This window comes from Ruminococcus flavefaciens MA2007 (assembly GCF_000621845.1).
Taxonomy (GTDB): domain Bacteria; phylum Bacillota; class Clostridia; order Oscillospirales; family Ruminococcaceae; genus Ruminococcus; species Ruminococcus flavefaciens_E.
Window position 1 is genome coordinate 22081 of sequence record NZ_KK211355.1, and the last position, 14429, is coordinate 36509.

At 48.9% G+C, this 14429-nt stretch carries 7 protein-coding genes; all 7 read left to right on the forward strand.

The annotated features are described in order from the left end of the window. The first annotated feature begins 60 nt into the window (after nucleotides 1–60). The 7 genes from T497_RS18365 to T497_RS0113210 all read left to right on the forward strand — a co-directional run bounded on the left by T497_RS18365 (nucleotide 61) and on the right by T497_RS0113210 (nucleotide 14378). On the forward strand, nucleotides 61–8004 hold the full coding sequence (locus T497_RS18365) for a SpaA isopeptide-forming pilin-related protein (protein WP_028516011.1): 7944 nt from the start codon (nucleotides 61–63) through the stop codon (nucleotides 8002–8004). 266 nt (nucleotides 8005–8270) lie between these two features. Then, complete coding sequence (locus T497_RS0113185) at nucleotides 8271–9197, forward strand: magnesium transporter CorA family protein (protein WP_028516012.1); 927 nt, start codon at nucleotides 8271–8273, stop codon at nucleotides 9195–9197. Nucleotides 9198–9546: 349 nt separating this feature from the next. After that, entirely contained in the window at nucleotides 9547–11004 is a 1458-nt protein-coding gene (locus T497_RS0113190; RefSeq protein ID WP_028516013.1) for an L-aspartate oxidase, read from the forward strand. 36 nt (nucleotides 11005–11040) lie between these two features. Continuing rightward, the gene (locus T497_RS18590) at nucleotides 11041–12378 is read left to right on the forward strand and encodes a D-alanyl-D-alanine carboxypeptidase family protein (protein WP_051530681.1); all 1338 of its coding nucleotides are present in this window, start codon (nucleotides 11041–11043) and stop codon (nucleotides 12376–12378) included. A gap of 360 nt (nucleotides 12379–12738) precedes the next feature. Beyond that, nucleotides 12739–13578, forward strand: a complete 840-nt coding sequence (gene nadC / locus T497_RS0113200) for a carboxylating nicotinate-nucleotide diphosphorylase (protein WP_028516014.1) — start codon at nucleotides 12739–12741, stop codon at nucleotides 13576–13578. Nucleotides 13579–13588: 10 nt separating this feature from the next. Beyond that, nucleotides 13589–13993 (forward strand): HIT family protein, encoded by a 405-nt coding sequence (locus T497_RS0113205; protein WP_028516015.1) that lies wholly within the window; start codon nucleotides 13589–13591, stop codon nucleotides 13991–13993. Between the two features lie 61 nt (nucleotides 13994–14054). Continuing rightward, on the forward strand, nucleotides 14055–14378 hold the full coding sequence (locus T497_RS0113210; RefSeq protein WP_028516016.1) for a hypothetical protein: 324 nt from the start codon (nucleotides 14055–14057) through the stop codon (nucleotides 14376–14378). Nucleotides 14379–14429: the final 51 nt, after the last annotated feature.

Here is a 14429-nt window from a genome sequence, read left to right on the forward strand (position 1 = left end):
CGACAGGAAGTTCTTACGGGGATTGTGGAAATATATAGAAACAGAAAGGACGGAATGACCATGAAAAAATCATTGGGGAAGCGCCTGGTAAGCGGCGTTACTTCTGGTCTTCTGGCTGTGATGTATTCAGTGCCGACAAATCTTGGTATCTCAGCTTCGGCTGCGGACGCCGCTGACGGACTGCCTATCGTCGATACGCCTTATGAAGAGACCATGTGGTACAGAGGAAACCCGCTTGGAATAGCAGGCGACTTCCACTTGTTCGCATTTGATACCATTGAAACAATGAATGACAGTGCACATATCAATGGTAACATCGCAGCGCCGAATTATCTTGTGGGCGCAAATCACGGACAGCTCAACACAGAAGGCACAGGACGGCTTCTCAACGTTGTCAGAGACTCTTTCAAGTTCAAGGAGGGCGGCGTTTACGATACCGCTGCTAAGAACGACGGGGTAAAGGGCTTCTCGCTGGGAAATATGAGCGACTTTATGTTCCCTGCGGACTGTACGCTCTCTATAGGCTATCCCGAGGGGAATCTTCAGTATCCTCAGGATACGAGCTCGGCTGTAAAGCTGAAAACTCCTTCTGCCGATTATACCATAGAGCTGTATACGGGCGGTCCCGGAAAAGCAGAGAGCTATATGGCTCACGCAGGCAGCAAGCTCATCGACTTTGAAAAGGAAAAGGCTAACTACCAGACAAGGTCAAAGTCATACGCTTCAATGGGCGAGAGCTATGCAAAGATAACATGGGAGGATAACCCCAACTATAACGAGTACGATCCCGGCAACAATCAGCCGCCTCAGGTCGGTACCCTTATGCTAAATCCCGAGGGCACCAATGTGCTCAATCTCACCGCAGATCAGCTTGATAACTACAGAGGACTGAAGGTTGCAGGCATCAACTTTGAGGACGGCACCTTCAAGGGTGAACAGGCTCTCGTGGTAAATATCGACCTTCAGGGCAAGTCAAAGCTCAGCTGGACTCCCGAATGGACCTACTGGACTATTGCCGAGCCTGCTGAGCACGTTGTCATCAAGGAAAAGGACAGTGCTCTCAACGGTACGAATATTATCTATAACTTCTATAACGCTGCTGAGGAAGGCACTCAGATAATTTACAATGAGGGCTCTTCATGGAACGAGGGCGAGATAGGAAGCGGCGGTACCGCTGAGCCGTGGGGCTGTGTGCTCGCACCTGACTGTGAGGTAGTGCCCAACAATATGAGCGGTACTATCATCGCACAGAATATCCGCCTCCACAATGAGACTCATATGTCTCCTTTCATGAACCCTGTGTCGGAAAAGGAAACTATCGACGTTTCTGCAAAGAAGACATGGAGCGACGGAGATGAAAAGCACAGCAGCGATAAGGTCGAGGTAACTCTTTACCGCGCTGACAAGGCAGGTCTCACAAATGTAAGCGCTGATCCTTCAGCTGAAAAGCTGGACGCAAAGACTCTCGACAGCTCAGATGACTGGACAGCTAAGTGGACAGCACTTCCGAAGGACGACGGCAAGGGCAATACATATTTCTACTATGCTGTGGAAACTCAGGTTCCCGACAAGTACGAGGTATCCTATACAGGAAACGGCGTCGGCGGAGGCAACAGAGAGATCGGCGTTATAAATACTCTCACCGTCGAGTCTGTTCCTGCAAAGCTGAAATTCGTAAAGTATAACGATACTATCAAGATAACCTCTGAGACTGACAGCTCTATCAAGACTGAAAGCTCAAAGAAAAAGCAGGAGGGCGCTGAGTTCACCCTTACTGCCAAGGAGACCGCAGGTGCTAAGCTTGACGAGGGCGTTACATCAAACCTTGATGACGGCGGCACAGCAGCTCCGATATATTCTGCTGATTCGATAAAGTGGACTACGACAGCTACAGACATCGAGTTCACAAACCTACCGAGCGGCATTTATGTTCTCTCAGAGAAGGCTCCGAGAGGATACCAGTCAATAGACGATGTTGAGTTCAGATTCGACAGCGGAACGGTCACAGTTATCAAAGGAAACAAGGATGTCACCACGGTATCTTCTGACGAAAAGAGCGCTGAGATCGATGTCGTAAACGAGCTCTTCACACTCTCGATCAACAAGGTAGACGAAAACGGTGATCCTCTCATCGGCGCACGTCTCAGACTGAAAGGCGTCACATCGGGCGGCGGAACAGTAAATATGGCAAGCGTCAAGGCTCGCAGCCCTAAGTACTATACTGCTGACGGACGCGGCTGGGACGAAGGCGAGGACCTTGAATACTACATAGACAATGAGGACGGAAGAAGTGCCTTTGAGTGGGTATCCTACGGCTCTGAGATAATCTTTACAGGTCTCCCCGAGGGCGACTATACTGTTGAGGAGGTCAGCGCTCCCGCAGGCTACGCTCTTTCAGGTGAGAAAGTCAAGTTCACTATCTCACGCAAGGACGGCAAGCTTGAGGCTGACAAGAAAAACCTCACTGTAACAAATAAGAAGATAGATTCTTCCGTAAAGATAAGCAAGGCTGACGTCGGCGGCGAGATCGTCGAGGGAGCTGAGTTCACACTTGCAAAGAACGACGGCGACAAGCTGGTTCAGGTGATAACAGATTACTCCGCAGACGATGTCAAGGCAATGACTTCAATGACAATGCCTCTCGAGATCAACGGCAAGAACCTTACAGTAAACGATGTTACGGACGGCATGGGTTATACGCTCAGCGGTCCTACACTCAGAAACGTTACTGTTGACGGAAATGCAGTTTCCGACGAGCAGAACGTATACACAGTATCAGGCAAGGCTTCTGGCACAAAGCTTGCAGTCTCGGGTATCCGCGGCGGCACATACAAGCTGGAGCTTGAGGACGGACGAGTATTCAACATCGTGGCTGACGCCGACGAGGCAGCTGCTCCGAAGGTAACTGCTTTCAAGGCAGAGAAGCTCAGCGAATACAAGTTCAATGGCGGTTCGGCTGATATAAAGGGACTTGAGGACGGCGAGTACGTGCTCAAGGAGACCGCTTCACCTAACGGCTACACAAAGGTAGATTCAGAATTCACATTCACAGTAAAGGACGGCGCAGTTGACAAGACTACTGTCAAGTCCAAGACAACAGGTGCAATAAAGGCGGCTGATGACGGTTCGCTCATCATCACCGACAATGTTTCCGAGATAACTATCGACAAGTACTTCGACGCAGACGGCAATACAACTCCTTCGGGCACAACCGACGGCGCTGACATGAAGCTCACATTCAAGAAGGCTTCAGACAAGCCTGCAACAGTTATCAAGGACGCAGACACTCTTGCAGAGGGCAAGTCTGCTGAATGGAACACAAAGACAGCTCCTTCCAAGACCTTCAAGGGACTTATGGACGGTGAGTATGTTCTCGAAGAGGTAAATGCTCCTCACGGCTACGAAAAGGCAGCTGCAAAGACATTCACTATCGAGGACGGCGTTATAAAGGGCGACACCACAAACAAGGCAAGCCTCCTTAACGTAAAGAAGAACACTATCGTGCTTGACAAGCAGGCTCTCGGCGGAACACCTGTCCCTGAGTCGGCAGGCAAGGCTAAGTTCACACTTATCGCAGGCGAGGGTTCAGACCTCAGCGGCGTAAGCATCAACGACGGCGACGAGCTGGGCGAGGGAGTAAAGACTTCCGAGTTCGACGGCAACGTTGCTACATTCATGGGACTGAAGGACGGTACATACACTCTCCGCGAGGATACTGCTCCTACAGGCTATTCAGTAGTAAGCGACTTTACATTTACTGTAAAGGCTGGCAAGGTAACAGATGTATCATCTGTTACAACAGGCAGGGCTTACGTTGACGAGAACGGCAAGCTGGTTGTCGAGGACGCTCCTATACTGAACATCAGCAAGACTGATCTGGGCGGCAAGGAGATAACAGACGGCGCAGCAGAGTTCACACTTACAGCAAAGGATACAGACGGTTCTCTCGCAGGCGTCAAGATAAACGGCGGCGAGGCTCTCGGCTCTGTTAAGTCAACAACATTCACAGGCAACACAACTAAGATAGAGTACCTCAAGGACGGCAAGTACTCACTCAAGGAGGACACAGCTCCCGCAGGCTACTCAACAGTTTCCGAGTTCACATTCACAGTAAAGAACGGTCTGGTAACAGAGGTAAGCGCTGTAACAGACGGTGTTACCGAGCTTTCAAAGGACGGAACTACTGTAACAGTAAAGGACGCTCCTATCATCAAGCTCAACAAGACTGACCTCGGCGGAACACCTATCCCCGAGACAGCAGGCAAGGTCGAGTATCAGCTCACTGCCAAGGACAGCACACTTGAGGGTGTGAAGATAAACGGCGGCGACGCTCTCAAGAGCACAGACAAGTCTGCTAAGATAGTGGGCAATATCTCAACTCTCGAGCACCTGAAGGACGGCAAGTATACTCTTACAGAGACAGTTGCTCCTGACGGCTATACAGTAGTATCAACATTTGATTTCACTGTAAAGAACGGCGTTGTTACAGACGTAACAGCAGTTACAACAGGCAATGTCACAAAGTCCGAGGACGGAAAGACTATCACTGTTGCAGACGACGTTTCAAAGATAACCATCGACAAGAAGGCTCTTGGCGCTGAGGAGATCCCTGAGTCCGCAGGCAAGGCAACATTCGTGCTTACAGCTGAGGACGAGGGCAAGACTCTCGAGGGAGTAACAGTAGGCGACAAGACACTGACAGCGGACGACAAGTCCACAACATTCACAGGCAACAGCACTAAGTTCACAGGCTTGAAGGACGGCAAGTACAGTCTCGAAGAGACAGTTGCTCCCGACGGCTATGTAACAGTTACAAAGTTCACATTCGACATTGAGAACGGTGTTGTAAAGAATGTAAGCACAGTAACAGACGGAAATGCTTACGTTGACGACAAGGGCAACCTTGTAGTTGAGGATAAGCAGTCCGAGATAACTATCGATAAGAAGGCTCTCGGCGCTGAGGAAATTCCTGAGTCCGCAGGCAAGGCTACATTCGTGCTCACAGCTGAGGACGAGGGTAAGACTCTTGAGGGAGTAACAGTAGGCGACAAGACACTGACAGCGGACGACAAGTCCACAACATTCACAGGCAACAGCACAAAGTTCACAGGTCTGAAGGACGGCAAGTACAGTCTCGAAGAGACAGTTGCTCCCGACGGCTATGTGACAGTTACAAAGTTCACATTCGACATCGAGAACGGTGCGGTAAAGAACGTTGAAACAATAACAGACGGCAACGCTTACGTTGACGACAAGGGCAACCTTGTAGTTGAGGACAAGCAGTCCGTTATCAGCATCGACAAGAAGGCTCTCGGCGCTGAGGAAATTCCTGAGTCCGCAGGCAAGGCTACATTCGTGCTCACAGCTGAGGACGAGGGCAAGACTCTCGAGGGAGTAACAGTAGGCGACAAGAAGCTGACAAAGGACGACAAGTCCACAACATTCACAGGCAACAGCACTAAGTTCACAGGTCTGAAGGACGGCAAGTACAGTCTCGAAGAGACAGCTGCTCCTAACGGCTATTCAGTAGTTTCCAAGTTCACATTCACTGTTGAGAACGGCGTTGTTACAAGCGTTGACGCTGTAACAAACGGCAAGACCTCATTTGCTGAGGGCGGCGATACTCTCATTATCGAGGACGCTAACTACGTAACTATCAGCAAGAAGGATATCACAGGCGAAAACGAGATAAAGGGAGCTACACTCGAAATAACCAATCCCGACGTTGACTGGACTTCAATTGTCGCAGCTAACAGCGGCGATAAGGACTTCGTACAGGTTTACGACAGCAGCAAGAAGGTTATCGGTATCCAGTGGGTATCAGGCGATACTGCAAAGATCGTTCAGGCACTCAAGGACGGTAAGTACAAGCTGAAGGAAACAGGCGACCAGTTCACAAGCGGCGGAAAGGTTTACGACGTTATCACTTCCGAGCTTGAGTTCACTATCAAGAACAGCAAGATAGTTGACGCGACAGGCAAGGATATCAAGACAGACCACGACAAGACATCTGCTGACGGCTATTATTTGGTAGACAAGGCAGGCAATGCTATCGAGGTATGCGACGCTCAGGCAACAACAACTACAACTACAACTACTACAACGACAACAACAACAACTACTACAACTACAAGCACTACAACTTCTACAACCACTACAAGCACAACTTCTACAACCACTACAAGCACAACAACAAGCACAACAACAAGCACAACAACAAGCACAACTACTACGACAACTACAACTACAACCACCACAACCACCACAACAACAACTACTACGACTACACTTGCAAAGGTCAACATCAATAAGGTAGATGACCTCGGCGGCAATGTAGTCAAGGGCGCTCAGCTCACTCTCGTCGGAAGAGACACAAGCGGCAAGGCTATCGAATTCAAGGACGGTCAGCTCAATGTGGGCAAGGGCGGCGAGGCTGTAAACAGCGTCGGCGGTGCTCTTGTATGGTTCTCAGGCGACGAAAAGACTGTCGTATCTGTTGCAGACGGTACTTATGTACTCGATGAGCTTGCAGCTCCTAACGGATACGAGACAGCAACAAGAATAACCTTTGTGGTCAAGGACGGCAAGGTAGTAAGCGGCGGCAAGTCCGATAACACAGTTGAAATGGTAGATAAGAGAATAGTAACTACTACTACAACTACTACCACAACAACTACTACTACGACCACCACGACTACAACAACTACTACAACCACACTTGCTAAGGTCAATATCAATAAGGTAGACGACCTGAACGGCAAGGAGGTCAAGGGCGCTAAGCTTACCCTCACAGGTAAGGAAACAAGCGGCAAGGCTATCACCTTCAAGGACGGTCAGCTCAATGTCGGCAAGGGCGGCGAGGCAGTCAACAGCGTTGGCAGCGCTCTGGTATGGCTCTCAGGCGACGAAAAGACTGTCGTTTCAGTTGCAGACGGAACATATACCCTCGAAGAGCTTGCAGCTCCTAAGGGCTATGAGAAGGCAACAACTGTTACATTCGAGGTCAAGGACGGTAAGGTAGTTAAGGGCGGCAAGTCTGCGGATACAGTTGAAATGGTAGACGAGATAATCGTTACTACAACAACTACAACAACGACTACTACCACCACCACAACAACTACCACGACCACAACTACAACTACGACCTCCACAACAACAAGCACAACAACTCCTACAACTACAACAACTACTTCAACAACTACATCTACTACTACAACGACAACAACAACTACTACCACAACCACCACGACAACGACTACTACAACAACCACCACAACAGTAACAACTACTGTTACTGCTCTGGTTAAGATCGACAAGCAGGATACCTACGGAGCTGAAGTTCCCGGCGCTGAGCTTAGCCTCTCAGGTAAGGATAAGAGCGGCAGGGAAGTAGTATTCAAGGACGGCGATATAGAGCTTGGCAAGGATGCTCAGTTCGTTAAGAAGACAGGCACTGCTGCTTCATGGATATCGGGTACATCTGCTACAGAGATAAAGCTTAATGACGGTAACTATACTCTCCACGAGGTAGCTGCTCCTACAGGCTTTGTTGTGGCAACAGATATCGTATTCGAGATCATAGACGGCAAGGTAGTTTCCGTTGACGGCAAGGCTACTTCCGAGCAGACTATCATAATGATAGACGATGCGATAGTTACTACTACTACAACTGGTGATGTACATGGTATAAATCTCTCAAAGACTACTACAACTACCACAACTACAGCTACAACAACTTCTACCACAATGGATAACGATCAGATCTCAAGAACCACTACTACAACAGCTGAGACTACTACAACTACAGAAGAGACCACAACAACTACAGCAGCAACAACTACAACCACAACAACTGCTCCAAAGGTAACCACTACTACAAAGAAGAAGGCTACCACAGATTCTCCTAAGACAGGCGTTAAGGGCATAGGCGCAGCATTTGCGATACTCGCACTTGCAGCAGGCGGTGCTTTTGCAGCCCGTTCAAGAAAGAGAAATGACGACTGATATTGAATAATATCAATTATCCAAGGCTGTCGGACGAAAGTCCGGCAGCTTTTTTTTTGAAAAGTACTTGTAATTGAGAACGATATTTGCTATAATATTACTGTATCATGAATTTTTGGAGGTGCATTATGAGTTCTGACCCTTATGGGAATTTGAATAATATTCCACGCTTCGGCAGACGATAATGCTCTCGCCCTTTGCCGAAGTGAATTTCGGCGAAAGGAGCAGGGAAGGTCTGCAATGGTGCAGGCTGTCCCGAAATGACAATGATAAACTTTTACAGCTATATTAACGGCTCGCTGACTCAGTGCGAGGCTCCGTCCGCCGGCTGCTGGATATCAGTTATTGATCCAACGCCTACGGAAGTAAAGGAGCTTATCGAGGACTACGGTCTGGACAGCGGCTTCGTTAAGTCTGCACTCGATGAGGAGGAGTCGTCCCGTATCGAGCGCGAGGACGATCAGACTCTCGTTATCATAGATACTCCTGTATCTGCTGTTGACGAGGACAAGACCAAAAACTTCTATACCCTGCCAATGGGTATAATCGTTACGGAGGAGTACGTTTTCACTATCTCTATCCGCGAAACTCAGATAATAAGCGAGGCTAAGAGAGGCGGCATACGCAATCTCCGCCCCGATTTCAAGACCAGATTCGTGCTTCAGATACTGCTGAGGATATCGGCTCTGTTCCTTACCTACCTGAAACAGATAGACAAGATATCATCGGCTGCCGAGCAGGAGCTCCACGACGCCATGAAGAACGAGCTTCTCATGCAGCTCCTTGCATTGGAGAAGTCCCTCGTATATTTCTCTACTTCACTGAAAGCCAATGAAGCCACTATCGAGAAGATCTTCCGCGGCAGAGTTATAAAGCTCTACGACGAAGATCAGGATCTTCTGGAAGATGTGCTCATTGAGATGAAGCAGGCTATCGAAATGGCGAGTATCTATTCGGGAATTTTGTCCAGCATGATGGACGGCTTCTCGTCCATAATCTCAAATAACCAGAATATCGTTATGTGGAGACTTACTATCGTTACCATTATCTTGCAGATACCGAATATCATGTTTGCATTCTACGGTATCAATACTAATGATATACCCTTTAACTATACATGGGTAGCACTCAGTCTGACGGCACTTCTGACGGTAATAACCGCGTTTGTGCTGCTGAAATGGAAGAAGAAATAGCTTGTAGGGGCGGATATTATCCGCCCTTTTGTTATGCCCTGTAGGGACGCGCATTGCGCGTCCTCTTGGAAAACGAACATTATTTTTGTGGACGACCAATGGTTGTCCCTACATGGTTAATTGTTTGTAGGGGCTGATGCCCACATCAGCCCGTCAAAATAAAACGAAGGCAACGGGGCGATGTGGGCATCGCCCCCTACATATGGTCATTTTAGTTTTTTTTGTAATTCGCGGAACGCCGAGGGTGACTCCCTACAGAGGAAGAAATCGCAAAATTTGGATTTACTTTTCATGATTAGTGTGTTATAATAATAGAGTATAGATTTTTATGTAAAGGACGGTCCGTATCATGTCCAAGAATTATGATGTTATTATAGCAGGCTGCGGAGCAGCAGGTCTCTATGCGGCTATCAATCTTCCAAAGGAGCTCAATATCCTTATCCTCTGCAAGCGCGACCTGCCGCTGTGCAATTCCTCACTGGCGCAGGGCGGTATCGCAGGAGTTTACAACTCCCCAAGCGATAATATCCAGTACCACCAGAACGATACCCTCATCGCAGGAAGCTTCAAGAACAACGTTGAAGCCGTTCATACTCTCGTAAGCGAGGCTGCACAGGATATCGAGCATATCATCGAGCTGGGCGTTGAGTTCGACAAGAACCCCGACGGTACATACCACCGCACCCTTGAGGGCGGTCACAGCCACCACCGTATCTTCCACCACGCTGACGCTACAGGCAAGGAGATAACCTCGACTCTCCTCGAAAACGTTCAGAAGCTCAGCAACGTGACTATAATGGAGAATACTATCATGTGCGGCGTTAAGCGCACAAAAACTGGCTACTCTGCATTTCTCAAGCTGCCAGACGACAGTTATGAGACCTGCAACTGTCACTTCATGATACTGGCTACAGGCGGTATCGGACGTGTTTACCAGTTCACCACAAACTCCGCTATCGCAACAGGCGACGGTATAACCTTTGCCTATGAAATGGGCGCTAAGATAAAGAACCTCAGCTATGTGCAGTTCCACCCGACGGCTTTCAACAACCGCGCTACCCGTGAGTGCTTCCTCATTTCCGAGGCTGTACGCGGCGAGGGAGCTTACCTCCTCAACTGCAAGAAGGAGCGCTTCATGCACAACTACGACGAGCGTCTGGAGCTTGCTCCCAGAGATGTAGTTTCTCACGCTATCGTTCTTGAATCCCGCAAGCAGAATTCTACAGACTTCTATCTCGACATAAGCTATAAGGACAGCGAGTTCCTGAAAAAGCGCTTCCCCATGATATACAAGAATCTTTTGGAGCAGGGCTACGACCTTACCAAGGAGCCTGTGCCGATATTCCCGTGCCAGCACTACCTCATGGGCGGTATCGACGTTGACAACAACTCCGAGACCAGCCTGCCGAATCTCTATGCCTGCGGCGAATGCTCACATACGGGAGTCCACGGCAGCAACCGTCTTGCCAGCAATTCTCTCCTTGAAGCTCTTGTTTTCTCACGCCATGCGGCTAACGATATAGCTTCAAAAATGGCAGACGCGCCCAAGGATTTTGAGGAGGCTGAGTTCGACGCTCATATGGGAGCGCCCCGTATACCAAAGGGAGTTCGTACAGAGACAAGAAAGATACTTCAGAACTGCTACTTTGTTATACCCGATAAAAAGGCTGCGGCAGAGGGCTTCAAGCGCGTAAAGGAAATACGCGACGACCTTATAAACGGCGGCTACTTCGTTGACGCAGACTTTGTTCTTGCAAAGTCTATCGTTACTGTTGCTTACATTATCCTCGGTGAGGTAATGCAGTAATTTCTTCTTTTTGACTTTATTTGTGAGGTGATATCTGTGACAAGAATAGGACGTTTTACGGCTTCGGCAGCTGCTGCGGCAGTTATCGCAGGCTATGCGCAGCCCTTTGCGGCATTAGGTGCGGCTGCACTTGTAAAAGGCGATATAAGCCGCGACGACAGGGTATCCGTTGCAGATATCGTACTCCTGAAAAACTTCCTGCTGGGACGCTACGGTTTCAACGAGAATCAGTCCATAGCCGCTGATATAAACTGCGACGGCAATATCGACACCTTTGACCTTGCGGAAATGCAGGATATTATCCTCAGGAGCAGAGATAAGCTCCCCACAGGCACATGGATAGGCGATACCGCAGGCGGCAAGCGCTATTTCAGCTTCGGCGATGGTACGGGCACTGTCATTGATCCCACTACAGGCGGCGTAAGCGATTTCGCCATTGAGTGCGACGAGGATATGGTGGTTCTGAAAATGAAAAGCGGCGATACTGTTACCGCTTTCATCACATGGAGCGATGAAAACTCCTTTACGCTGAAATGGGAGTACGGCAGGACTGAAACATTCCGATATTTCTGCGAAAACAGCATAAAATCCTCGGAGCTCCTCACAGGATGCTGGGTGAGTACAAACGGCGGTGTTTACGAGATAAACGGGCTCAGCGGAAAGCTCACCGACAAGAACAAGAATATAAGCCGTTTCGAGTATGCTCCCAACGGCGAGGATATAGTTTTTCACTTCGGCAGCACTGACAATAATACCGTTGGAAAGATAACCCACAATGACTCTATGCACTTTGTAATACTCTGGTCTAACGGTGAACTGGAGACATTCACAAAGCAGGAGATAGAGGTCAAAAACGGTATAACCTACGTGAACGGCATACTTATCGCCAATAAGACCTATGCCCTGCCAAAGGACTACAATCCCGGGAAGATACTTCCCGATGCTCAGGCGGCTTTCAATACCATGCAGGCTGACGCAAAAAAGGCAGGACTGAGCCTTAGTATATGCTCGGGCTTCCGCTCATACGATTATCAGAATCAGCTTTACAATGGCTACGTTGCCCGTGACGGAAAGACTGCGGCTGATACATATTCTGCAAGGGCAGGACATTCCGAGCATCAGACGGGACTTGCAATGGATATAAACTATGCAAGCTCCGCATTCACGAATACTCCCGAGGCAAAGTGGCTTGCGGCGAATTGCTATAAGTACGGTTTTATACTCCGATACCCCAAGGGCAAGGAGAATATAACAGGCTATATGTACGAGTCATGGCACGTCCGCTATCTCGGCAAAGAGCTTGCGAAAGAGGTCTACGATTCGGGGCTTACCCTTGAGGAGTTCCTGTGTATCGACTCGAAGTACAAATCATAATTTCGAGCTGAGCCAGCTCGACCGCTTGCCACGTTGTCGCTCGTAAACTCGCTTAATAATATAAGAAATGATATTTGTACATCGCTTACAGCGCGATAAGTACGCCGAGCCCATGAACGGGATTCCAAAGGGACTGTGTTCCTTTGGCGGTGTCCAGAGGCAGCGCCTCTGGTCGCTGTTACAGCTTTCAGAGAACAGCGAAACAATACGAAGGCGCCCTGCAAGGGGTGAATCAAAAAACAGTCCAGTGGACTGTTTTTTGAGAGGGGACGCCCTGCAAGTGAGGGCGTCCCTTAACAGGCGGATAATATCCGCCCCTACAAATGTAAATTTTGATTTACAACAGAAAGGAAGATATTAATGAAGCTTTTACAATGCTATGTTGACAATATCATAACCACCGCCCTTATGGAGGACATAAACTACATCGACGCGGCTGCGGACAACCTTATCCCTGCCGACCACAGAAGCTCCGCTTATTACGTTGCCAAGGACACAGGCGTGGTCTGCGGTATCGAGGTCGCTAAGCGCGTTTTCGACCTCGCAGGCGGCGACGTGGACTTCAAAATACTTCTTCATGACGGCACAAAAGTCCAGAAGGGCGACATCATCGCTGAGCTTGAAGGCAGCACCCTTACTCTCCTCAAAGGCGAGAGAACTGCCCTCAACCTCTTACAGCATATGTCGGGTATAGCTACCGCAACAAACAAGTGCGTGGAGCTGGTCAAGGGCACTAAGGCTGCCGTTACTGACACAAGAAAGACTCTACCGGGACTTCGAGCACTCCAGAAGTACGCGGTAACTGTAGGCGGCGGAAAGAATCACCGCTTCAATCTCTCCGACGCGGCTATGCTCAAGGACAATCACATTGACGCATACGGCGGAATCACTGCGGCTGTGAACGCCCTCCGTGAGAAGATAGGTCACACCGTCAAGATAGAGGTGGAGGTCCGCACACTTGACGAGCTTCGTGAGGCACTTGCTACAGGCGTTGAGATTATCATGCTGGATAATATGAGCTGTGACGAGATGAAGGAGGCTGTGGAGATAGCAGACGGCAAGGCTCTCCTTGAAGCTTCGGGCAATGTTACCTCTGAGAATATCCGCTCTGTGGCTGAGACAGGCGTTGACATCATCTCACTGGGAGCTCTTACTCATTCAGTAAAGTGCTTTGATATCTCTATGAAGATAAAGAAATGACAGGATAACTATGAATGACTGTATTTTCTGTAAGCTCATAAGCGATGAATTTCAGCCCATGAAGGTCTATGAGGACGAGCATACTCTTGTGTTTATGGACACGGCACAGGATGTTGACGGACATATCCTTGCAGTCCCGAAAAAGCACTGCATGAATATTCTGGACTGCGATGAAGAAACGCTGACAAGCCTTATGAGAACTGTGAAAAAGGTGTCGGAGCACCTTGTGGAGAAATGCGGCTATGATGGATTGAACCTACTCAATGCAAGCGGTGAGAGCGCAGGTCAGTCCGTGCCACACTTCCACATACATATCATACCGAGAAAGGGCGGCGACGGAATTGACGCATGGCCGAATTTTGAAGGAGCTTCAAGGAACACCGAGGATGTTTTCAGAGAGATAACAATGTTATAAAAATAACGTTAGGGGCGCAAATTGTGCGCCCGTTTTTGAAGGAAGTTTGGGAGGTGTAGGTATGGAAAGAGTTATCTGGCTTATCATCATGATTCCCATTGGCATTTTGTTTACCTGTCTCGGTATCTGCGCATGGAGGCGGAAAAAGCCCATGTGGTTCTGGTCGGGCAGAGAAGTCAGGGAAACTGAAATATCGGATATTCCTGCCTATAACAAAGCAAACGGGCTTATGTGGACAGCTTTTTCTGCTGTATTCTGGGCAGGCGCGGTTCTTGGGCTGTTTCAGCTTGATATTGCAGGAATAGTTGTCGCTGTGGGAACTATCGTCGGGATACCTGTACTGTTTCTTACTTATAAAAGGATATATTCAAAATATAAGCGCTGAATACCGCAGCCGTCCGTATTGATATACGGGCGGCTTTTTATTATTAGGGAC

Excerpts from the sequence above, each read along its gene's own strand:
- T497_RS18365 (WP_028516011.1), top strand. The coding sequence starts at position 61 with ATGAAAAAATCATTGGGGAAGCGCCTGGTAAGCGGCGTTACTTCTGGT.
- T497_RS0113185 (WP_028516012.1), top strand. The coding sequence starts at position 8,271 with ATGATAAACTTTTACAGCTATATTAACGGCTCGCTGACTCAGTGCGAG.
- T497_RS0113190 (WP_028516013.1), top strand. The coding sequence starts at position 9,547 with ATGTCCAAGAATTATGATGTTATTATAGCAGGCTGCGGAGCAGCAGGT.
- nadC (WP_028516014.1), top strand. The coding sequence starts at position 12,739 with ATGAAGCTTTTACAATGCTATGTTGACAATATCATAACCACCGCCCTT.
- T497_RS0113205 (WP_028516015.1), top strand. The coding sequence starts at position 13,589 with ATGAATGACTGTATTTTCTGTAAGCTCATAAGCGATGAATTTCAGCCC.
- T497_RS0113210 (WP_028516016.1), top strand. The coding sequence starts at position 14,055 with ATGGAAAGAGTTATCTGGCTTATCATCATGATTCCCATTGGCATTTTG.